This window comes from Tropicimonas sp. IMCC6043, assembly GCF_004146235.1.
In the GTDB taxonomy this organism is placed as follows: domain Bacteria; phylum Pseudomonadota; class Alphaproteobacteria; order Rhodobacterales; family Rhodobacteraceae; genus Tropicimonas.
On sequence record NZ_SELO01000002.1, the window covers coordinates 167690 to 187593 of the forward strand.

The window sequence follows — 19904 nt, forward strand, 5'->3', positions numbered from 1 at the left end:
TCACTTCCTGGCGTCGCCGGGCAGCGGCAGCCGGGCGAGGTGGAACTCGCGCAGGAACCGGACCGCGAGGCGCGCGGCGAAAAAGACCGAGCCAACGAGGAAAAGCCACGTTCCGGGGATCTGCCAGGCATCGAAGAAGAACATCACCGAACCAACGACGAAACAGAGCGCGGCGGAAAGGTCGATCATGGTGTAAAGCTTCTCGTAGAAGCCGTAGACCGCGATGTGATCCGGCCCGGCATCGTGCAGCCGCGGGTCGAACATCAGAACTCGACCCCCGCCTGCGCCTTCACGCCGGAGCGGAACGGGTGTTTCAGGAGTTCCATCTCGGTCGCGAGATCGGCGATCTCGATCAGCTCCTCCTTGGCGTTGCGCCCGGTGAGCACGACATGGGTCATCGGCGGCTTGTGCTCTGTCAGGAAGGCGACCACCTCGGCGATGTCGATGTAGTCATAACGCAACGCGATATTGATCTCGTCGAGCAGCACCATCCGGTTGGTCTCGTCGGCGATCAGCTCCTTCGCCTTCGTCCAGGCCGCCTGCGCCATCTCGATATCCCGCGCGCGGTCCTGCGTCTCCCAGGTAAAGCCCTCGCCCATGGCATAGAACGGGCAGGCATCGGCGAAATGCTCCTGAATCAGCGTCCGTTCGCCGGTCTCCATGCCACCCTTGATGAACTGCACCACGGCGCAGGGCATTCCATGCGCGATGCAGCGAAAGATCATCCCGAAAGCGGCCGAGGACTTCCCCTTGCCCTTGCCGGTATGGACGATGATGAGGCCCCGCTCCTCGGTCTTGCCGGCCATGATCTTGTCGCGCGCGGCCTTCTTCTTGGCCATCTTGGCATTGTGACGGTCAATCTCGTCGCGGTCTGTCGGTTCGCTCATTCGGGCTCTCCCTCGGTGGCGCCGCGCGTGTAGCGGGGCAAGTCGTCGTCGATCCTGAGCCACGGCAGATGGGCGCCGTGGTGGACAAGGAATGTCGATTTCAAATCTGCCTGCATCTCCGGCAAGGTCGTCGGCGGCAGCGATCGGCGCGACCGTGCCAGCGGAGCCGACTGCCGTTCCTGGACGATCCGACGCCGGTGCCCGTCGCAGGAGCCATGGCTCGCCTCCGGGATCCCGCGACTCATTCTGCGCGCTCCGCTCTCAGATCAGCCAGCATCGCACGAGCCGAGTTCGAGCGCGGCACCCAGAGGCCGCGCTCGATCGCCTCCTCGAAGCGCTCCGCCATTTCCCGCAGCGCCGGAGCGTTCGCTTCGGCGATGAAATCCCGCGTCTCGTCGTCGTCGAGATAGGCCTCGTAGACGAGGTCGAAATGGTGGTTCCTGACCGCCCGCGTCGTCGCGGCAAAGGCAAAGAGATAATCGACCGTCGCTGCCATCTCGAACGCGCCCTTGTAGCCGTGACGCTTCACGCCCGCGATCCATTTCGGGTTGGCGGCCCGGGCACGGACGACGCGGCCGATCTCCTCGTCAAGCGTGCGGATCACCGGGCGCTCTGGGCGGGAGTGATCGTTGTGATAGACCTGAGGCGCCTCGCCGCGGAGCGTCTCCACCGTCGCCGCCAGGCCGCCCTCGAACTGGTAGTAGTCGTCGCTGTCGAGAAGGTCGTGCTCGCGGTTGTCCTGATTCTGGACCACCGCCTCGACGCGCGCCAGCCGTCCGGCGAAGTCGTCTCGCGCCGCCGTGCCCTCGGCGCCTTCGCCATAGGCATAGCCGCCCCAGGTCAGGTACGCCTCCGCGAGATCGCCCCTGCTCTCCCAGAGCTTCTCGTCGATCATCGCCTGCAGGCCGGCACCATAGGCCCCCGGCCGCGAGCCGAAGACGCGATAGCCTGCACGCGCCGCGCCGACCGCCTCCGCCTCCACCCGGTAGCGCGCCGCCGCCGGGTTCTCTGCCTCGGGCTCGTCGAGCTGCATGACCGCGCGCGCGGCGGACGCCACGAGGTCCACCTGCGCCGGGAAGGCGTCGCGGAAAAAGCCCGAGATCCGCAGCGTCACATCCACCCGCGGGCGCCCGAGCGCCGAGGCCGGGATGATCTCGAAGCCGGTCACACGGCCCGACATCTCGTCCCACACCGGCTTCACCCCCATCAGCGCCAGCGCTTGGGCGATGTCATCGCCACCCGTACGCATGTTCGCCGTGCCCCAGGCCGTGAGCGCCAGGCGGCGTGGCCAGTCGCCATGCTCCTGCAAATGCCGGTCAATCAGGAGGCTTGCGGATTTCCACCCCAGCGACCAGGCCGCCCGCGTCGGGATCGCGCGGGCATCGACCGAGAAGAAGTTCCGTCCCGTCGGCAGGACGTCGAGCCGGCCCCGTGTCGGCGCGCCGGAGGGGCCGGGCGCAAGGAAGCGACCGTCGAGCGCCATGAGAAGACCCTCCATTTCGTACCGGCCGGTTGCGGCGATGACAGGGCGCAGGGACGCATCGATCTCCTCCAGCACCTGCGCGGAGGCCGGACCCGGCGCGGATTCGGCGCCGGATTCAACCAGCCGGGCGGCGAGGATCTCCAGCCGCTCGACGGTGTCACCGGCGCTGCGCCAGAGCGACCCCGCCTCCTCGGGCGACATCTTCGGCCCGGCGAGCGCTTCCGGACGGGGCCCGTCCCAAGGCGCGGCCATGTCGCAATCCAGCGGGTCGAACGCCATGCCGAAATCCGCCGCAAGCGCCCGCAGCAGGGAGGCATCGCGCCCCTCGCCCCTGCCGCGCGGCACACGCGTCAGCGCCACCAGCAGGTCGGTCGCCAACCGCCCCTCCGGCGCCTGCCCGAAGACATGCAGCCCGTCACGGATCTGGCTCTCTTTCAACTCGCAGAGATAGGCGTCGAGCTTCTGGAGCCGGCTGTCGGAATCGTCGCCGTCCCGGACACCGGCATCCACGGCGAGGCCGGTCGCCTCCATCAGCGACAGGATCTCGTCCCTGAGATAGCCGATCCGCCGCGGGTCCAACCCGGCGGCCTGGTAATACTCGTCGACCAGCGCTTCGAGATCGCGCATCGTCCCGTAGCTCTCGGCGCGGGTCAGCGGTGGGGTCAGGTGATCGACGATCACCGCCTGCGCGCGGCGCTTGGCCTGCGTGCCCTCGCCGGGATCGTTGACGATGAACGGGTAGACATGCGGCATGGGTCCCAGCACCGCCTCCGGAAAGCAGGTTTCCGAGAGCGCGACCGCCTTGCCGGGCAACCATTCGAGGTTGCCGTGCTTGCCCATGTGGACGATGGCATCGGCGGCGAAGACCTCCCGGCACCAGATGTAGAAGGCAAGGTAGTTGTGCGGCGGCACGAGGTCCGGCGCGTGATAGGTCTCCTCGGGGTCGATGTTGTAGCCACGTGCCGGCTGGATGCCGACCACCGCGTTTCCGTAGCGCAGGATCGACAGCGCGAAGCCCGCGCCGTCGCAGAACGGGTCGGCCTCAGGCGGGCCCCACCGATCCTCGATCTGCTGGCGGAGTTCGAGCGGCAACGCGTCATAGGCCTTGCGATACGCTTCCAGCGACAGCCGCTCTCCACCCTCTCGCGTCGCGCGGTCGGTCAGCCAGTTGGTCGGCCCGGCGAGGATCTGCGCCATCAGCTCAGCCGACTCCGCCGGTGCGCCCGCGACGCCATATCCGGCCTCCCGAAGCGCAGTCAGAACCTTGATCGTCGCGGCCGGCGTGTCGAGCCCGACGCCATTTGCGAGCCGCCCGTCCTTGTTGGGATAATTCGCCAGCACCAGCGCCACCCGCCGCTCCGGCGCCGGTTTGCGCCGCAGCCGTGCCCAACGCGCCGCAAGCTCTGCGACGAACTGCACCCGGTCGCCGCGGGCGCGATAGGCGGCGATGGCGCATTGCGTCGCCTCATCGAAATAGGCCTGGCTCTTGAAACTGATCGCGCGGGAAAGGATACGCCCGTCGACCTCAGGAAGCGCCACGTTCATCGCGATGTCGCGCGCCGACAGCCCGCGCGCGGCCTCCGCCCAGGCCGCCTCCGAGCCGCCCGACAGAACCACCTGCAACACCGGCGCACCGGGCGCGTCGAGCACGGTGGCAGGCCGCGCGCCACCCCAGGCCGCCGGGTCCGGCGACGAGACCGCGAAGCTCGTGCCGTTCAGCACCACATCGGGCAGCGCCTCGGCAAAGATGCCCTCAAGCGTGGCAATCGAGACCGGGTCCTTCAGCGACGCGACGAAAACCGGCAGCGGGTTCAGCCCGCGCCGGAGCAACGCCTTGACAAGCTGGTTGACCGGGTGGAGCCCCGCTCCCTGGAGCAGCGCGCGGTAAAACGTGATCGCCGCGACCGGAGCGCCGGGCGTCCAATGCGCCCGCAGCGTCTCGAGATCCGCGCGCGCCGCACCCGGCCAATAGAGCCCGGCGCGCAGCAACGGCTCGGCATCGGGCGGGCGCTCCCCCTGCCCCAGCATATGCGCGGTCAACTCTAGGAAATGCCGCGCATTCTGTGGACCGCCTTCGATGCAATAGGCCCAGAGCGCCTGCCAGTCGGCGCGCGAAACGGTGGAAAGAGCGAGCAGCTCCGCGTCGGGCTTGTCGTCGCCCGGCAGCAGGACAAGCGGCACATTCGCGGCGCGCAGCCTCGCCGAAAGCTGCTCGACCGCATATTGCCAATAGGCCGCGCCACCAAGGACGCGCGCGATGACCATCCGCGACCGTTCCGCAGTGTCACCGACGTAACGGTCCACCGAGAACGGATGGCCGAGCCAGCCGAGGTTGGCCAGCCGCAGGCTCGGAGCGTCCTCGCCGAGCCCCTGGCGGGCCTCCGAGAGTGCGGCGAGCTCGGTATCGGCGGCCGACAGAAAGATCACGTCGGCCGGGCTCTGGCCGGGGTCGACCGGTTCGCTGCCGTCCGAAACCTGTCCGGGCGTCGCCGCGAGCAGATGCATCAGAGGGCCTTTTCCAGGAAGGTCGAATGCGGGCTGTCGGGATATTCGCCGAAGCGCTCGCAATCGGTGAATCCGTGGCGCAGATAGAGGCGCATCGCGTGGTGGAGCCCGTCGCAGGTTTCCAGCTTGATCCGCTTCAAGCCGCGTTCCTTCGCCACCTCGATGACATGCTCCAGCAGAAGGTCACCAATGCCGAGGCCGCGGCCGTCGGGATCGACGAAATGCGACTTGACCTCGCCGTAGTCGGGTCGCTCGGCCAGCGCAATGCAGCCCAGGCTGCGCCCGCCCCGCTCGGCGACGAAGAAATGGATACCCGGCATGCAGAGCCGGTCAACGGCGCTTGTAAGGCCGGGATCGCCCGGCCCGGCATGCCCGATCACGCCATGACTTGCCTGCAGGAGAACCATCGCACCGTGATCACGCGGACTGCATCGGCGTATGAAGACGTTCTCGCTCATGTCACCAGCGCCTGCTCGATCGCCAACCGGTCGAGCCCGGCCTGGCCGATCACCACGAGCCGCGTCTCGCGTGGCTCGTGCGCGGCAAAGGGACGGTCGAAATAGCTGTCGACCCGAGGTCCGACGGCCTGAAAGGTCAGCCTCATCGGCTTGCCCGAAACCGCCGCGAAGCCCTTGAGCCGCAGGATGTCATGGGTCCGGATCACCGCGGCCACCTGCTCGGCGAAGGCGGCCGGATCGGCGATCTCGGCGCGGTGGACAACGAAGCTCTCGAACTCGTCATGCCCGTGGGCATGCGCGTGGTCATGATCGTCGTCGTCATCATCGTCGTCGTCATGGTGATGATGGTGATGAACCTCGTGGCGGCCTTCCATGTCGTCCTCCGCGCCGATGCCGAGCCCGAGCAGGACTGCCGCATCGACAACGCCCATCTCCGACTGCAACACCGAGACGCCGGCGCGCACTTCGCCGCGCAACTTCGCCGTCAGGGCGCTCGCCGCCGCCGCACCCATCAGGTCCGCCTTGTTGACCACAACCATGTCGGCGCAGGCGACTTGGTCCTCGAAAAGCTCCGAAAGGGGCGTCTCGTGGTCGATCGTGTCATCTGCCTCCCGCTGCGCGTCTACCGCGGCCTCGTTGGCGGCGAACCTTCCCTCCGCAAGCGCCGGCCCGTCGACCACCGCGACGACGCCGTCGACGGTCACGCGGGTGCGGATGTCGGGCCAGTTGAAGGCGCGCACCAGCGGCTGCGGCAGAGCGAGTCCGCTGGTCTCGATCACGATATGGTCGGGCGCCTCGTCGCGGTCGATCAGCTTCTGGATCGCGGGCAGGAAATCCTCGGCCACGGTGCAGCAGATGCAGCCGTTCGACAGCTCCACCACGTCTTCCTCGGCACAGCCCGAGATGCCGCAACCCTTGAGGATCTCGCCATCCACACCGAGATCGCCGAACTCGTTGATGATGAGCGCGATGCGACGGCCATTGGCGTTCTCGACCAGGTGCCGGATCAGCGTCGTCTTTCCGGCGCCGAGGAAACCGGTCACGACCGTTGCAGGGATCTTCTGTGCCATCGCTCAGGCTCCTAAGCCACATTGTTCCACGGGTGCAGATCGTCGCGCGGGACGGGCCGGACGCCCAGAACACCCGAGGCACCCCGCCCGAGTCGTTTCCCGCACCGGCCGGGACCGGGCATGCGAGGCAGGTCTCCTGGCTCACGGGTCCCTGCTCGCGCCGGCCTTCCCGGTGGCAACACCAGTGGCACGGGGCGCGCGCTCGCCGCATACAGTCGCGGGGGCGGCTGCGATTGACCCGCGCTTCAGCGAAGGCCGTCGCATTCCCTCTTCGCCCGGGCCGCGCCCGGGAACCTCGTGAGCGCGGTTATGGAGCCCCGCCCGAAGCAGTGTCAAGCGCCAGCCGCTCGGCGATCCGCGCGCTCAGGGCGGCGACATTGTCGAGGGTCTCCCCCTCCGGCGGCGACACGGGGCGCGCAATCATCAGTACCTCCACGCCAAGCGCGGCAGCGGCCGTGAGCTTGGCACGCCCGGCCCCGCCGGAATTTCGGGTCACCAGATGGGTGATGCGGTGTTGCGTCATGAGGGCGCGCTCCCCTGCCTCGGTGAAGGGCGGGCGGGCGAGAATCGGCTCGACTCGCGGCGGCAGGTCCGCGGGCATCTCGATGGCACGCAGGATCAACGTCACGTCGGGCCGCTCGGCCAGGGCTGCCAACCGGCGGGATCCCGTGGTCAGCAGCGCCCGCGCGCCCGCCGGAAGGGCGAGCAAAGCGGCTTCCAGCGAGGCATGGGTCTGCCAGCGCTCCCCGGGCGCGGGCCGCCAGGGCGAACGTTCGAAGCGCAGAAGCGGGCACCCCACCTGCGCGGCGGCCGCGGCCGCATTGGCGGATATCGCCTCCGCAAAAGGATGCGTCGCATCCACCAGCAGGTCGACCGACTGCGCCTCGAGCCAGTCCGCAAGACCGGCCGCTCCGCCGAAGCCTCCGGTCCGGAGGCGACCCGGAACAGGCGCCGGCGCCTGGGTCGCGCCCGCCAGCGACACCGTAAGGTCGAGCGGCCAACCCGCCAGCATTCCGGCAAGCTGCCGCGCCTCGGAGGTTCCCGCCAGCAGCAGGACATGCGGCCGGCTCATCGGCTCCGCGCCCCCGCGGCGTCGGCCAGCGCGACGAGGTTTCCCGCCCGGTCGATCAGCAGGATATCGAGCGCGATCCCGGCCGACGCGACCATCGCCTGCGCCCGTGCCTGCGCGGCCGCAGCGACCGCAAGTGCGAGCGGCGGGCCGACGCGAGACAGCGCCTCGCTGGCGGTGTTGCAGGCGGCGACAGCCTCCCGGTCCGCGCCGAGACTGGCCGCCATCGCCGCGAGACGGTCGAAATCGACCCGGCTGCGGGCGGAATGAAGGTCCAGCGCCCCCTGCGAGAGCTTGGTGAGCTTGCCGAACCCACCCGCGATGGTGACCCGTTCGACCGGGTGCCGGGCGAGATATTTCAACATGCCGCCGGCGAAATCCCCCATGTCGATCATCGCGTGATCCGGCAGGCCGAAATGCGCCTGGGCGACCCTCTCGGATGTCGCTCCGGTTGCGCCCGCGACATGGGTCAGCCCCGAGGCGCGGGCAACGTCGATCCCGCGGTGGATCGAGGCGATCCAAGCGGCACAGGAAAACGGGCGGACGATGCCGGTGGTGCCGAGGATCGACAACCCGCCGACGATGCCGAGCCGCGGGTTCCAGGTCTTCTCGGCCAGCGCCGCGCCGCCGGGAATGGCGATGGTGACGTCGAAATCGGGCGCCACACCGAGATCGCCGAGCGCCCGGGCGATCATCTGACGCGGGACAGGGTTGATCGCGGGTTCCCCCACCGGCACCGGCAGGCCCGGTCGCGTCACCCTGCCAACCCCCTCACCGGCCAGGAAGCGCAGACCCTGTCCCGGTTCTCCCGCGCGGACGGTCACGGTGACCCGCGCGCCATGTGTCACGTCCGGGTCATCGCCCGCGTCCTTGATGACGACGGCCCGCGCCCAGCCCGCGCCCGTTTCCCGCTCCGCCAGCGGGAACATCACTCGCTGACCGCGCGGCAGGGTGATCTCTACCGGATCGACCCAGGTGCCCGTCACGAGGGCTCCGGCCGCGGCCGCAGCCGCGGCGGTGGCGCAGGCGCCGGTGGTGAAGCCCGTGCGCAGGGGTCTTGTCGGTTCACGGTCCATGGCGCAGCTATAGCCCGGATGCGACATCTCGCGACAGGGGCAAAGACCGGCGCGGTCTCTCGCCATCGCTGCCGCGCGGCGATATGCTGGACGCCATGACTCAGGACACCCAGATCATCTTGCCCGACCATGACTGGCCGGACTTCCCGCCGGGCCTTGTCTGGCTTGTCGGCGCCGGTCCGGGCGAGCCCGGGCTCCTGACCCTGCAGGCGCTCCACGCGCTCAGGCTGGCCGACGTGGTCGTGCACGACGCGCTGGTCGATGACCGGATCCTGGCGTGGCGCCGGCCCGGAAGCGCGCTGGAATATGCCGGCAAGCGCGGTGGCAAGCCGTCTGCACAGCAACGCGACATCTCGCTCCGCCTCATCGATCTCTCCCGTGCCGGCAAGCGGGTGCTGCGTCTCAAGGGCGGCGACCCATTCGTCTTCGGCCGAGGTGGCGAGGAGGCTCAGACGCTGGTGCAGGCGGGCATTCCGATCCGTGTCACGCCCGGCATCTCGGCCGGGATCGGCGGCCTCGCCCATGCCGGCATCCCCGTCACCCATCGGGACGTCAACCAGGCTGTCACTTTCCTGACCGGGCACGACCAGACCGGGCTCGCGCCCTCGGCGGTCGACTGGAAAGCGGTGGCCAAGGGCAGCCCGGTGATCGTGATCTACATGGCGATCAAGCATCTGGCGCAGATCAGCGGCGAGCTTCTGGCCTCGGGGCGCGACGCGGGCGAGCCGGTCGCCATCGTCTCCAACGCAACGCTGCCGCAGATGCGGGTGCTCGAAACCACGCTCGGCGACGCAGCGGCGGATGCGACGGCGCATGGCATGGAGGCGCCGGCCATCGTCTGCGTCGGCCGGGTGGTCCTTCTGCGGAAGGTGATCGACTGGGCCGGCCAGCTTCGCGGCGAGCCGGTGCGCGACCCAGACCCGCTCGGCACCGGAGGATCGCGGCAAGTCTCATGAGCGCACGTGGGTTCGTGATCGCCGCTCCGACGTCCGGAGCCGGCAAGACCACCGTGACCCTCGGGCTGCTCCGGGCGCTCAAGCGTCGTGGGATCGACATCCGCGCGGCCAAGAGCGGCCCCGATTATATCGACCCCGCCTTCCACGAAGCCGCCTGCGGATCACCCTCTGTCAATCTCGATGCATGGGCGATGCCGCCGGACGCCCTGCGAGGACGGGCCGCGGCGCAGGGGGGCGCGCTGCTCCTCGTCGAAGGCGCGATGGGCGTGCTCGACGCCGGCCGCGACGGTCGCGGCTCGGCTGCTGACCTCGCCGAGATCCTCGGGCTCCCGGTCGTGCTGGTGCTCGACGTGGCGAAATCCGGCCAGTCCGCGCTCCTCCCGGCTGTCGGCCTGCAGTCACTGCGCCCCAAGCTCCCGCTGGCCGGGGTGATCCTGAACCGCGCCGGAACGGAGAGCCATGCCGAGCTGGCGGCAAAACCGCTCGCGGCGGCAAAGGTGCCTGTCTTCGGCGCTCTCCTGCGCGACACCGCGCTGCACCTTCCGGAGCGCCATCTGGGGCTCGTGCAGGCGGCCGAGACCGAGGGGCTCGACACGTTTCTCGAGCACGCAGCGGACCGGGTCGAAGCGGCGATCGACCTCGACGCGCTTGTCGGTGCCGCCCAACCACTCGCCTCCGCCGGTGACTTGGGCGGCTTCCCCCGCCTGACGCCGCCAGGCCAACGGATCGCGGTTGCCGCCGATCCCGCCTTCGCCTTCGCCTATCCGCATCTGCTGGCCGACTGGCGCGCCCAGGGCGCTGAGATCCTTCCCTTCTCGCCGCTCGACGACGAGGGGCCGGCCCCCCTGGCCGATTCCGTCTTCCTGCCCGGCGGCTATCCCGAGCTCTTTGCCGGACAGCTCGCCGCGGCCAGCCGGTTCCATGCGCTCATGCGCGCGGCCGTCGACCGCGGGGCACTGATCTATGGAGAATGCGGCGGCTTCATGGTGCTCGGCGAGGGGCTCGTCGATGCTGAAGGCACGCGCCACGAGATGCTCGGCCTACTACCGCATTCCACGTCGTTCCGCCAGCGCAGGCTGACTCTCGGCTACCGCAGGCTTTCTCCCCTGCCCGGCGCTCCCTGGAGCGCGACCCTTCTCGGGCATGAGTTCCACTACGCGACGATCCAGTCGGAAGGCGCGGCCGACCGGCTCTTCGAGGCCACGGACGCCGCCGGCACGCGCCTTGCGCCGATGGGCCTGCATATCGGCCGTGTCTCCGGCTCCTTCGCCCATGTGATCGGACCGGCCTGATCGCGGATCTGTCAGTGAACGACGCTTGTCGCGCGGCCCCGCTTCGCTAGGGTGGCGCCGGACGTCCCTTTGGAGAATGACATGCACCGCCTCGCCGCCCTCGCCCTCCTCGCCCTGATCCCGGCATCCGCGCGGGCCGAGATCCCCTGCGGCGGCTCTTTCTCGGAGTTCCGGGCAGCAATGCAAGCCGAGGCGATCGCCCGCGGCCACGACCCTGCCGCCGCGGAACGCTTTTTTGGCGGGCTGCGGCAAGACCCCAAGGTGCTGCAACGCGACCGCGCGCAGGGCATCTTCCAGCTCCCCTTCATCGACTTTTCCCGCCGGGTTATCAGCCAGAACCGGATCCAGAACGGCCGTGCCAACCTGAAAACCTACGCGCCGATCTTCGAACGGATCGAACGCGAGCAGGGCGTTAGTCCGGGCGTGCTGCTGGCCTTCTGGGCGCTCGAAACCGATTACGGGGCGGTCCAAGGGAATTTCAACACCGCCAACGCGCTGATGACGCTGAGCCACGACTGCCGCCGGCCCGAGCTCTTCCAGCCGCAGGTCTTCGCGGCGCTCACGCTCTACGAGCGGGGCGATTTCGACCCTGCGAGTGTGACCGGTGCCTGGGCGGGCGAGATCGGCATGGTGCAGATGCTGCCCGGCGACATTCTCGAGAACGGCGTCGACGGCGATGGCGACGGGCATGTCTCGCTCAAGACCTCCGTGCCGGACGCGCTGATGTCCGGTGCGGCGATGCTGCGCGCACTCGGCTGGCGGCCGAACGAGCCGTGGCTCCAGGAAGTCACGGTGCCTGCCGGGCTCGACTGGGCGCTGACCGGGCTCGACCATCCCCGCCTCGCAGCCGACTGGGCCGCTCTTGGCGTGACCCCGCGCGGCGGGCCTCTGGCCGCGCCCGGGCTACCGGCGGCGCTGATTCTGCCGCAGGGCAAGGACGGGCCGGCCTTCCTCGCCTATCCGAATTTCAACATCTATTTCGAGTGGAACCAGAGCTTCACCTATGTCCTGACTGCGGCCTATTTCGCAACGCGGCTCGAAGGCGCTCAGATCTATGACGCGGGCAACCCGGCTCCCGGCCTCTCGGGCGAGCAGATCCAGGCGCTCCAGCGCAAGCTCGTCGAACGTGGCCACGACGTGGGCGGAATTGACGGCATTCTCGGCGAAAAGACCCGCGAGGCCGTGCAAGCCGAACAGCTTCGGCTGGGGATGCCGGCGGATGCCTGGCCGACGCCAGCGATGCTGAACGCGCTCTGACCGACACCCAGAGACAGGGCCGGCTCAGGCGACCAGCGCCTCGGCCTTCTTGAGATCAACCGAAACGAGCTGGCTCACGCCCTGTTCCTGCATCGTCACCCCGAAGAGCCGGTCCATCCGGCTCATCGTGACGGCGTGGTGGGTGATGATCAGGAAACGCGTGTCGGCGCGGTTGACCATCTCGTCGAGCAGGTCGCAAAAACGGGTCACGTTGGCGTCGTCGAGCGGCGCGTCGACCTCGTCGAGCACGCAGATCGGCGCCGGGTTGGCGAGGAAGACCGCAAAGATCAGGGCCAGCGCCGTCAAAGTCTGCTCGCCCCCCGACAGCAGCGACAGCGTCGAGAGCTTCTTGCCCGGCGGCATGCACATGATCTCGAGACCAGCCTCCAGCGGGTCGTCGCTCTCCACCAGTTCCAGCTTCGCCTCGCCGCCGCCGAAGAGATGGGTAAAGAGCAGGCGGAAATTGCCGTTGACCTCCTCGAAGGCCGTCAGCAGCCGCTCGCGCCCCTCGCGGTTGAGGCTTGCAATGCCGCCTCTCAGCGCGCGGATCGCCTCCTGGAGATCGCGCTTCTCCTCGACCAGCGCGGCATGTTCGCCCGCCACCTCCTTGGCGTCCTCCTCGGCGCGCAGGTTCACCGCACCGAGCGCGTCGCGGCCGCGGCGCAGGCGGGCAATGTCCGCCTCGATCGCCTCCATGGATGGCATCGTCTCCGGGTCGGCATCGAGCGCTTCCAGCAGCGCCTCCGGGGTCGTCTCCAACTCTTCGCGGATCCAGCTCACCGCGCCGTCGAGCACCTCTTGCGCCGCCTCGGCGCGAGCCTCGGACGCAGCACGCGCCTCACGGGCGTGTCCGGCGAACTTCTCCGCGTCCCGCTCGGCGCGTTCGGCCTCGCGGAACACGGTTTCGGCGGCAGCAAGCGCATCTGCCGCCGCACGCCGCCGGGCTTCCGCCGCCTCAAGCCCAACGGTCAGCTTTTCCTTGCGCACGGCGATCTCCTCCGGCGCGGCGCGGGCGATCTCGAGATCCTCCATCGCCGCCTCCTTGCGCGCCTCGAGATCGGCGCTCCGCGCCTCGGCATTGTCGAGCCGCTTCTGCCAGCCGTCGATGTCGCGAGCGATCTCCTTCAGGCGCCTCTCGCGCGCCTCCCCCAGCCTCCTCAACTCGTCCTGCGCAGCCCGCGCCGCCATCATGTCGCGCCGTGAGCCCTCGACCTGCGCCTTTGCCGTCTCGATCCCGAGCCGCGCCTCGGAGAGATCCGCCAGCTCCGCGCGCGCCGCGCGCGCCTCCTCCAACCGCTCACGCGCCGATTCCGCCTCGTCGCGGTGTCTCGCAACGGCGAGTTCCGCCGCTTCCAGCCGCGTCTCGGCCATTGCGCGCTCGTTCTCCGCCCGGCTCAGCGCCCGGCTCGCCGCTGCCAGCGCCGTGTCGGCGTCCTTGCGCGCCTGGCGTGCCGCCCGATCCGCCTCACTCAGCTCCTGCAACTGGCGGTGCAGGAGGGCATGGGCATGGGCCGCGCCTTCGGAGCGTGCGGCCGCGTCCTCCAAGTCGCGCTTCAGCGCAACCAGACGGTTGAGCTGCTGGAGACGCAGCGCTGCGGCCGAGGGCGCATCCGCCGCCGCCGCTCGGAACCCGTCCCATCGCCAGAGATCGCCCTCCGGGCTCACCAGCCGCTGCCCCGGCTTCAGCGCTGCCTGCAACCGCGGCCCGTCCGTTGCCGCCACCAGACCGACCTGCGCCATCCTCCGGCCCAGGACGCCGGGCACGTCCATCCGCTCGGCCAACGACTCGACGCCATCCGGGAGAGATTGCGCCGCCTCGTAGGGCGGCAGAGGTGCCCAGCCGGAGCCGACCGCCTCCGACCCGATCTCGGGCGCGCGCAGATCGTCGGCCAGCGCCGCGCCAAGCGCCTTTTCGAATCCGAAATCGACCCGGATCCGGTCCATCACCTGGTCGCCCTCGCTGGCGTCACGCTCGACCAGCCGTGCCAGCGCGGCAACCTCGGCGCGCAGCGCCTGGGCCTCGCCCTCGGCCGCCGAATGCTCCGCCCGCGCCTCGGCCTCACGCGCAGCGCAGTCTGCGCGCGCGGTGTCGGCCTCCGCCAGCGTCGCCTCGGCCTCCTCGGCCATCAGGGTCGCCGCCTCGAGTCCGGCCTCGGCCAGCTCCAGCGCCTCGGTCGATCCCGAGAGAACGCCGCTCGCTTGCTCGACGACCGCTTGCGCCGACCTTGCCTCCTGCTCGTGGCGCGAAACCGCCTGCGTGGCGTCCGTCTCCATGCGCTCGGCCGACTGGTGGCGTGCCGCAAGGCGGGCGACGTCTTCGGTCAGCGCCGCCAGGTCGCTTTCCCTGCCTTGCAGGTTCGAGGCGGCGATCCGCGCCGCCTCGACCGCTGCCGCCAGGGCTTCCGCGTGTCCCTCGGTCTCGGTGGCCAGAGCGTCGCGTTCCTGCGCCAGCCGGGCGATCGTCTCGCCGGCGTCGCGGTTTAACCCTGCCTCGCGCTCGACATCCTGCGCCATCTGCAGGATCTGCCGCTCGAGCGTCGCGATGGAATTCCTGGCGCGGTTCTCCTCCTCGCCGATCGCCCCGAGTTCGACCTGAAGGCGCTGCAGCACCGCGGCGGCGATCGCTTCCTCCTCACGCAGCGGCGGCAGCGCCTCGTCTGCCGTCTCGCGCCGTCGTGCCGTCTCGACCGCCAGCCGCTCGGCCTTTGCCGCCGCAGTCATCCGCTCGCGAAGCTCCGTCCGCGCTGCCTCCAGCGCATCGGACGCCTCGCGCCAGCGCCGGTAGAGCAGCAAGCCCTCAGCACGACGCAGCTCGGCCCCGATGGTCCGGTAGCGCTCAGCCTGTTTCGCCTGCCGCGCAAGCTGCGCAAGCTGTCCGGCGAGCTGCTCGATTACGTCATCGACCCGCGCGAGGTTCTGTTCCGCCGCGTTCAGCTTCAGTTCCGCCTCGTGGCGGCGCTGATAGAGGCCGGAGATGCCGGCCGCCTCTTCAAGGATGCGGCGACGGTTCTTCGGCTTGGCGTTGATCAGCTCGCTGATCTGGCCCTGACGGACCAGCGCGGGCGACTGGCTGCCGGTCGAAGCGTCGGCAAACAGCATCTGGATGTCGCGCGCCCGCACGTCGCGGGCATTCGCCTTGTAGGCAGAGCCGACATCGCGCGTGATCCGCCGGATGATCTCAAGCGAATCCGCCTCGTTGAATCCGGAAGGCGCAAGCCGTTCCGAATTGTCGATCATCAGGCAGACTTCGGCGAAATTGCGCGCTGGCCGGCTTGCCGCGCCGGCAAAGATCACGTCCTCCATGCCGCCGCCACGCATCGCCGTCGGGCGGTTTTCGCCCATTACCCAACGCAGCGCCTCGAGGAGGTTTGACTTGCCGCAGCCGTTCGGTCCCACCACGCCCGTCAGCCCGTCCGCGATCACCAGTTCGGTCGGATCGACGAAGCTCTTGAAGCCGTTGAGTCGCAAACGTGAGAATCGCAAATGCCTGCCCTGCGCGAGTCGTGAAGCTGCGAGAGTCTGGCAAAGACGCGCAAATTGTCAAGCGACACCCCAGAATGTGGGACAGGTGAACTGGCGGTCCACTATATCTATTCGCCAGACGTCCCAGATGCCCTGCGCCACAAAAAACTGAACGGAACAGTTCAAATATACTTGCCATACAGCTTTTTCCTCCGTAAACACATTCAATAATGCGAATACAAAAGGAGTGACTCATGGACACCGTCTCCCGTCCCGCGGACAGATATTCCCCGCTCTACTTCCTCGGCTCACTCGGCGCCGGGGGATTGTCGGTCACCTTCTTCATGTATCTCTTCATGTGGGTGCCTCATCCCGGCATCCCGGTGCCGACCTTCGAGCACATCTGGTCCGCCTACACCGAAGGCGGCGTCCTCCAGCAGGCCGGCATCGCCATTGCCTGGGCCGGCATTGCCGTTTTCGTTTACCTGAACCTGAAATACCTCCTCTGGAACCTGCGCGCTTATCGCGCCTTCAAGAAGACCCCGGTCTATGAAGAGCTGCGCAATTCCAACGCCGAGACCACGATCACGGCCATGCCCCTGGCGCTTGCGATGTCGATCAACGGACTGTTCATCGCCGGTCTCGCCTTCGTGCCTGGGCTCTGGTCGATCGTGGAATATCTCTTCCCGCTTGCAATGATCGCCTTCGGCGTCGTCGGCGTTATAGCGCTCCGGATCATCGGCGACTTCCTCGGCCGGGTGCTGAGCAAGGGCGGCGTGTTCGACGTCACGGCCCACAACTCCTTCGCCCAGCTGACACCGGCATTCGCGCTCTCCATGGTCGCCGTCGGCTTCGCCGCGCCCGCCGCGATGAGCCACAACACGGTGACGGTCGGCCTCGCCCTGGTGATCTCGACCTTCTTCGCCGTCGCTTCTGCGCTCTACATGGTCGTCGCCGCAATCACCGCCTTCAACTCGATGCTGCATCACGGCACGGCGAAGGAATCCGGCCCCACGCTGATGATCATCGTTCCGATCATGACCATCCTCGGCATCACCTTCCTGCGCCAGTCTCACGGGCTGCACGCGACCTTCGACGTCCACAGTGCCGCCACCGACTCGCTGATGATGCTGTCGCAGCTCCTGACCGTGCAGATCATCTTCCTGATGCTCGGCCTGCTCGTTCTGCGCCGTCAGGCCTATTTCAGCGACTTCGTCTTCGGATCGAAGACCTCGCCGGGCTCCTACGCGCTGGTCTGCCCCGGTGTCGCGCTCTCGGTCATGCTGCAATTCTGGCTGAACAAGGGCCTCGTGGCCTCGGGCGTGGTCGATAAGTATTCCCTCGCCTTCTGGATCGTCTCCGCCATCGCTGTCGCATTCCAGTTCGCGATGATCGCCCTGCTGCTGCGGCTAAACCGGCAGCACTTCGGCCGGACCGCGGTCCGCCACGGCGCGATCGCAACGCCTGCCGAGTAAGGAAATCCGGGCGGCGTGATCGCCGCCCGCTCCCCGTCGCCGAAACGTCGCCCGCATGGCTCGTTGCCGTTGCGGGCGCGTTCTTTCAGAGCCCCTGAACTCTCTTGGGCGGTCCCGGCGCCGCCTTCAGGCCCGCGCGAGCACCGTCGCGGCCTCCTCCAGCGCACCGGACCCGTGTGGAATGCCAAGCGCCTTCAACCCTGTGTCGATCGCGCCGAGCGCCCCCATTACCATCTGGGCATTGACGTATCCCATATGCCCGATCCGGAAGACCCCGTCCGAGGCCGGATCCTCAGGGCTCGCCATGCCGAGCCCGATGCCGAGCGTCAGGCCGGCATTGACACTCACCCAGTCGCGCAGCCGCGTCCCGGCGCCGCCGCCGGCGCGCACCGTGGTTACCGCGTGGCTGCGAATGCCCGGCTCCGGCACGTTGAGCTCCAGCGGGCCGGCCGCGCCCCAGGCATCGACCGCCGCCCAGATGGCGCGGGCCAGCGCCGCGTGCCGCGCCCAGATCTGTTCCATTCCCTCCTCGCGGATCAGGTCCAGCGCCGCGCGCAGGCCGTAGAGGTGGTGCGTCGGTGCGGTGCCGTTGAAATACTGGTAGAAGGCCTCTGCCCGAACTCTCGGCCGCCAGTCCCAATAGGCGGTCGCAAGGTCCGAGCGCTCCCGCGCCGCATCCGCCTTCTGCGAGAAATAGACGAAGCCCAGCCCCGGTGGCGTCATCAGCCCCTTCTGGCTGGCGGTCACCATCACGTCGACACCCCATGCATCCATGTGAAACTCGTCGACCGCCAGACTGGCGATGCAATCGACCATCAGCAGCGCCGGGTGGCCGAGCCGGTCGAGCACGGCCCGCAGCCCGGCGATGTCGTTCTTCACCGAGGTCGCGGTGTCAACCTGCACCGTCATGACGGCGCGGATCTCGTGGTCGCGATCCGCGTCCAACGCCGCGGCGACCGCATCGAGATCCACCGCCGCGCGACGCCCGAAATCGAGGCGCGCAACCTCGACGCCCAGCCGCTCCGCCGTCGCCGACCAGCCCTCGCCGAACCGCCCGGTGACTAGCCCGAGCGCCTTGTCGCCGCGCCGGAAGACATTGCTGAGCGCGGCCTCCCAGGCCCCATGGCCGTTGCAGATGTAGAGCGCCACGTTCTGATCGGTTTTGGCAACCTGTTTCAGGTCCGGGATGATCGTATCTACAATATCGTGCAGTTCGCCGGTATAGATGTTCGGCGCCGGCCGGTGCATGGCGCGCAGGACGGCCTCGGGCATGACCGATGGTCCGGGGATGGCAAGGTAGTGAGAGCCGCGAGACAGGTTCATGGGACGACGCTCCGGAACTGGGACAGCCGCTCCTAGGACGCTGCCGAAGGAAGGTCAAATACCACACCGCTCCCACGACCGACGCGGGGCCGGGACACCCAGCCTTGCCCATCTGGCGCGAACGGGCTAGACCCCGGCGACTTCGGGTGCCTTGGCACGTATTCGAGCAGGTTGCATGTTCAGACGGCTCTCAGACTGGGTCGAGACCGCGGAACGCCGTCTCCGGCGCTCTTTCGGCAACGACATATCGACGCCGCGCATGCGTCGGCAGGCCTGGTGGCATTTCAATCTCTTCGATCACGCCTTCCTGCGCGTGCCCTGGACGAACTTCGACAAGGTCGCCGAGGGTGTCTACCGGTCCAACCACCCCGGCCCCAGGCGGCTCGTGCGCTACAAGGAGATGGGCATCCGAGGCGTGCTTAACCTGCGCGGCGACGACGGCTACTCTCCCTGGCTCTTCGAGAAAGAGGCGTGCGAGGCGCTCGGTCTGGACCTCCGGGTGGCGAAGATCTACGCGCGCAAGGCGGCCGGGCGATCCGAGATCATCTCCCTTATCGACACGATGCGCGAGATGCCGAAACCCTTCGTGATGCATTGCAAGTCGGGGGCGGACCGCGCGGGCTTCGCCTCGGTGCTCTACAAGGTCATCTTCGAGGGTACGCCGGTCGAGGAGGCGCGGAAGCATCTTGCCGTGAAATACATCCATTTCGACTGGACCGAGACAGGCATCGTCGACCACATCATCGATCTCTACGAACTGCGGAACGCCGCTGCGCCGATCGACATGGAGAGCTGGTTCCGCACCGAATACGACCAGCCTCTTGCCACCGAAACCTTCCGGCTGAAGCGCGCGGGCAAACCGTGGAAGGCGCTCCTGCCGATGCCGGAGGCAGAAGGTCACGCGCCGTAGGACCGCGCCAGCTTCGTCGGGTCGGCCCCGGCAAGGTAACGACCGAGCAGCCAGAGATTGCGCGCCCCGCGCCGGAACCAGCCCTCGGCCTCATAGCGCGCGGCCGAGGTGGTCAACACCGCCGGCATGAGCGCGACACGACCCCGAAGCGCCCGGACCAGCGCCACATCCTCCATCAGCGGAATGTCGGGGAAGCCACCCACGGCGTGATAGAGCTCTTTCGAAATCAGCAGCCCCTGGTCCCCATAGGGCAGGCGGAAGAGCCGGCTGCGCAGATTCGCCCAGCCTGCGACGAGACGCGGCGCAAGCCCGCGCGCGCGAAACGCCAGCTTGAAGGCATGCGCCCGTGCCGGATCGGTCATCGCTGCCTGGACAGGGGCGACCCAGCCCTCTGGCAGACCGCTGTCAGCATGCAGCACGAGGATCCACGTCCCCCGCGCGGCCGCCACGCCGCGCCGGAGCTGCTCGCCGCGCCCCGCGGGACCGAGGACGAGCTCCGCCCCCACCGCCTCGGCCAGTTCCGAGATATCGTCCGTCGACCCGCCATCGCTCAGGATCACCTCGCGAACGACGCCCTCGGCCACCCCGTCCATCAGCCGGCTTAACAGCGCCGCCACTTCGGGGGCGGACTCCAGCGTGGGAATGACGATGGACAGTGGCGCGGGCATTGCAGAACTCCGG

The 19904-nt window shown here is 68.6% G+C and carries 16 protein-coding genes and 1 riboswitch; of the genes, 5 read left to right on the forward strand and 11 right to left on the reverse strand.

What is annotated here, in order from left to right; translation table 11 throughout:
* The 8 genes from EU800_RS03095 to EU800_RS03130 form a co-directional block, all read right to left on the reverse strand.
* Complete coding sequence (locus EU800_RS03095; protein WP_129628459.1) at positions 1 to 264, reverse strand: YrhK family protein; 264 nt, start codon at positions 262 to 264, stop codon at positions 1 to 3.
* Positions 264 to 887, reverse strand: coding sequence for a cob(I)yrinic acid a,c-diamide adenosyltransferase (gene cobO / locus EU800_RS03100; RefSeq protein WP_129628461.1), 624 nt, complete (start codon positions 885 to 887; stop codon positions 264 to 266). Before cobO ends, EU800_RS03095 begins: the two co-directional genes overlap by 1 nt.
* The gene (locus EU800_RS03105; protein WP_129628463.1) at positions 884 to 1132 is read right to left on the reverse strand and encodes a hypothetical protein; all 249 of its coding nucleotides are present in this window, start codon (positions 1130 to 1132) and stop codon (positions 884 to 886) included. The genes cobO and EU800_RS03105 overlap by 4 nt, the downstream gene beginning before the upstream one ends.
* Positions 1129 to 4875 carry a cobaltochelatase subunit CobN gene (gene cobN / locus EU800_RS03110; RefSeq protein WP_129628465.1) on the reverse strand — a complete coding sequence of 1249 codons (3747 nt, stop codon included), beginning with the start codon at positions 4873 to 4875 and terminating at the stop codon, positions 1129 to 1131. The genes EU800_RS03105 and cobN overlap by 4 nt, the downstream gene beginning before the upstream one ends.
* A complete protein-coding gene (locus tag EU800_RS03115) occupies positions 4875 to 5333 on the reverse strand; it encodes a GNAT family N-acetyltransferase (RefSeq protein ID WP_129628467.1) in 459 nt (152 codons plus the stop codon). Before EU800_RS03115 ends, cobN begins: the two co-directional genes overlap by 1 nt.
* Positions 5330 to 6403 (reverse strand): cobalamin biosynthesis protein CobW, encoded by a 1074-nt coding sequence (gene cobW / locus EU800_RS03120; protein ID WP_129628469.1) that lies wholly within the window; start codon positions 6401 to 6403, stop codon positions 5330 to 5332. Before cobW ends, EU800_RS03115 begins: the two co-directional genes overlap by 4 nt.
* A gap of 108 nt (positions 6404 to 6511) precedes the next feature.
* A riboswitch (cobalamin riboswitch) is annotated at positions 6512 to 6716 on the reverse strand.
* On the reverse strand, positions 6711 to 7475 hold the full coding sequence (locus EU800_RS03125; RefSeq protein WP_129628471.1) for a cobalt-precorrin-6A reductase: 765 nt from the start codon (positions 7473 to 7475) through the stop codon (positions 6711 to 6713). Its footprint overlaps the riboswitch before it by 6 nt.
* Positions 7472 to 8548, reverse strand: coding sequence for a cobalt-precorrin-5B (C(1))-methyltransferase (locus tag EU800_RS03130; protein ID WP_129628890.1), 1077 nt, complete (start codon positions 8546 to 8548; stop codon positions 7472 to 7474). Before EU800_RS03130 ends, EU800_RS03125 begins: the two co-directional genes overlap by 4 nt.
* Positions 8549 to 8643: 95 nt before the next feature.
* On the opposite strand from EU800_RS03130, the gene cobA reads away from it, so the two are divergent.
* The 3 genes from cobA to EU800_RS03145 all read left to right on the forward strand — a co-directional run bounded on the left by cobA (position 8644) and on the right by EU800_RS03145 (position 12053).
* Positions 8644 to 9504 carry a uroporphyrinogen-III C-methyltransferase gene (gene cobA / locus EU800_RS03135; protein WP_129628473.1) on the forward strand — a complete coding sequence of 287 codons (861 nt, stop codon included), beginning with the start codon at positions 8644 to 8646 and terminating at the stop codon, positions 9502 to 9504.
* Entirely contained in the window at positions 9501 to 10796 is a 1296-nt protein-coding gene (locus EU800_RS03140; RefSeq protein ID WP_129628475.1) for a cobyrinate a,c-diamide synthase, read from the forward strand. The genes cobA and EU800_RS03140 overlap by 4 nt, the downstream gene beginning before the upstream one ends.
* 81 nt (positions 10797 to 10877) lie before the next feature.
* Positions 10878 to 12053 (forward strand): lytic murein transglycosylase, encoded by a 1176-nt coding sequence (locus tag EU800_RS03145; RefSeq protein ID WP_129628476.1) that lies wholly within the window; start codon positions 10878 to 10880, stop codon positions 12051 to 12053.
* Positions 12054 to 12077: 24 nt separating this feature from the next.
* Here EU800_RS03145 and smc read toward each other — a convergent pair whose 3' ends face one another.
* A complete protein-coding gene (gene smc, locus EU800_RS03150; RefSeq protein WP_129628478.1) occupies positions 12078 to 15536 on the reverse strand; it encodes a chromosome segregation protein SMC in 3459 nt (1152 codons plus the stop codon).
* 233 nt (positions 15537 to 15769) lie between these two features.
* Between smc and EU800_RS03155 the strand changes: the two genes are divergently transcribed.
* Positions 15770 to 16990: a hypothetical protein gene (locus tag EU800_RS03155; protein WP_129628479.1), complete on the forward strand. Its 1221-nt coding sequence runs from the start codon at positions 15770 to 15772 to the stop codon at positions 16988 to 16990.
* A gap of 126 nt (positions 16991 to 17116) precedes the next feature.
* Here the strand turns inward: EU800_RS03155 and EU800_RS03160 are convergent, their stop codons facing one another.
* The gene (locus tag EU800_RS03160; protein WP_129628481.1) at positions 17117 to 18313 is read right to left on the reverse strand and encodes an alanine--glyoxylate aminotransferase family protein; all 1197 of its coding nucleotides are present in this window, start codon (positions 18311 to 18313) and stop codon (positions 17117 to 17119) included.
* A gap of 175 nt (positions 18314 to 18488) precedes the next feature.
* On the opposite strand from EU800_RS03160, the gene EU800_RS03165 reads away from it, so the two are divergent.
* Entirely contained in the window at positions 18489 to 19223 is a 735-nt protein-coding gene (locus EU800_RS03165; RefSeq protein WP_242500385.1) for a tyrosine-protein phosphatase, read from the forward strand.
* On the opposite strand, the gene EU800_RS03170 is transcribed toward EU800_RS03165, so the two are convergent.
* Positions 19211 to 19891: a TIGR04283 family arsenosugar biosynthesis glycosyltransferase gene (locus EU800_RS03170; RefSeq protein ID WP_129628483.1), complete on the reverse strand. Its 681-nt coding sequence runs from the start codon at positions 19889 to 19891 to the stop codon at positions 19211 to 19213. The genes EU800_RS03165 and EU800_RS03170 overlap by 13 nt on opposite strands.
* Positions 19892 to 19904: the final 13 nt, after the last annotated feature.